At 33.8% G+C, this 2,072-nt stretch carries 2 protein-coding genes; both read right to left on the bottom strand.

Annotated elements, in window-relative coordinates; all coding sequences use genetic code 11:
• Positions 1 to 101 precede the first annotated feature (101 nt).
• Positions 102 to 362 (bottom strand): hypothetical protein, encoded by a 261-nt coding sequence (locus H6G44_RS19905; RefSeq protein WP_242031817.1) that lies wholly within the window; start codon positions 360 to 362, stop codon positions 102 to 104.
• Between the two features lie 188 nt (positions 363 to 550).
• The gene (gene gntT, locus H6G44_RS19900) at positions 551 to 1,915 is read right to left on the bottom strand and encodes a guanitoxin biosynthesis MATE family efflux transporter GntT (RefSeq protein ID WP_190388281.1); all 1,365 of its coding nucleotides are present in this window, start codon (positions 1,913 to 1,915) and stop codon (positions 551 to 553) included.
• Between the last annotated feature and the right edge of the window lie 157 nt (positions 1,916 to 2,072).

Raw genomic sequence — 2,072 nt, 5'->3', positions numbered from 1 at the left:
AAATCAGTTATGTTCATTGGATGGAAGATATTATGAAATGTTGACATTTTTACCCTTGATAATACTAGTATACTTAAATATGTAAAGTTTTGTAACGACATTCAACATTTCTGATTTAAATCATAATATTGTAAATAGCCAATTTCCAGATTTTGATACAAGAAAATACAGGGAATCATTGCTTCTTTTCCCAAGATTCTAGGTTGATAGGTTTCGATAACTTTTTCTAAGTCATAAGAATCATCTCTACCACCATAAAATTGTAATACTTTTTCATCACTACGCCATTTTTCCATTAATTGATAATCATGGATATGATTTTTCATGGGACGAATAGTAATTTCATTTTTGATCATCAACATGGAAATTAAATACTTCTAATTACAAACTATATAGTTGCTAGTACAAATTCTTCTTAGTTAACAGAATCTCGATAAAAGTATTGAATATTCTACGACTTAATTCCGATTAATAAATCAGTGTTATATTATGTAAATCGAGTTAATAACTACCCTCCCATAAAGGTTTTTCAAGTAACAGCAAATTTATCCTAAATTTCAGTAGTTGTAGAAGAAACGGTAGGAATTTTTATTTCACTTGTAAATGTATCTAATAGTTTAAATGAAAATACCACAATAGCCGTTATTGAAAATAATGTCATCGCTAACCATAAAAGATGGTTACTGTGAAAATACCAACTAGCTATAGCTATAGGCATGAAACCTCCTACAAAGGAAATGAGGGCAGAATTACGTAACGTTCTTCCTTCGGTTAAACCTCCAAAGAATCCTTCCAGAATCACATTAACTGCAAAAAACCCCTGAAATGGTAACAACCATTTAACGTAGTTAGAAATGTTTTCAGTTACTTCAGTGTGGTTAGTTAATAGTCCAAATATAGTTTCTGGAAAGAGAATATATAAGATAGCAATGGGAATTGAAAGTAATAAGCTAGTAAGTAGACTAACAATTAGTAATGGTTGTAGCTGCTGTAATGTACCTTGTCCCTTAAAGTTTCCCGTGAGGCTTTGGGTGGCAAATCCTACTCCTTGAACAACAAACATATTAAAAGCTGCCGCTTGAAAAAGAACACTATTTTCTGCTAATATCTCTGTTCCCATTGCCGAACTAAGTTCAGTAAAAATGGCAAAGGTAGAGACCACGGCCAAACTCCTCACTAACATATCTCCATTTAGCTTAAAGGTAGCTTTAATAGCTGACCAATCCAAAACTTTTGGGATTACACCTGATAGAATTGACCAATCAATGTGGAAGCAAACTATAATTAAACCTATTAATAATGCCACATACTGGCTAATAGCTGTAGTTAAACCAGCCCCTGTACTAGCCCAACCCCAGCGAATAATAAATAAGTAGTCCAGCACCACATTAGTTAGACTTTCTATTACAGATATCAGCACCACAAAAATATTAAGTTCTCGGCCAAAAAACCAACCAACTAGAACAAAGTTAAGTAAAACCGCAGGTGCGCCCCAAATACGAGCTTGAAAATAGTTAAGACCGGCATCTTTTACCTCTGTTGCACCCACTAAAAAGGTAAACCCTACTGTTTGTAAAGGGTACTGAAGAATGAGGATAAGTGTACCTATTCCCAAAGCAATTAGACCATTTCGGAGTAATACTAATAATATCGCTTCTGGATTATCAGATCCTACAGCTTGTGCTGTCATACCGTTGCTAGAAGAACGTAAAAAATTCAAAACTCGATATAAGTAGCTAAAAAGAATTGTGGCTAAAGAAACTCCTGCTAGGTAACGGATATCAGGTAAATGTCCCAAGTAGGCTAGGTCTATTAAACCCGACAATGGCACAACAATACTAGAGAGAATATTTGTAAATGCCAGTCGGTAAAAGCGAGATAGGAAGTTATATTCTTCAGGGATTGTAAAATTCATCGTTCTGAATTGTTAATTTCTTGGCAATATTGTCAGTAAATTCTTACAGCAGTTTGAGATCAAAAGCGGTACAAAGATGGTAAACTTTAAAGATGGAAAAAAAAGAAAATAATTGAGATATATATGGCAGCAGCATATTCGACTGATATAAGACAAA

This window comes from Aphanizomenon flos-aquae FACHB-1287 (assembly GCF_014698755.1).
GTDB classification, from domain to species: Bacteria; Cyanobacteriota; Cyanobacteriia; order Cyanobacteriales; family Nostocaceae; genus Dolichospermum; species Dolichospermum flosaquae.
Note: the sequence above shows the minus strand (reverse complement) of the source record. Positions and strands in the feature narration are given on the sequence as shown.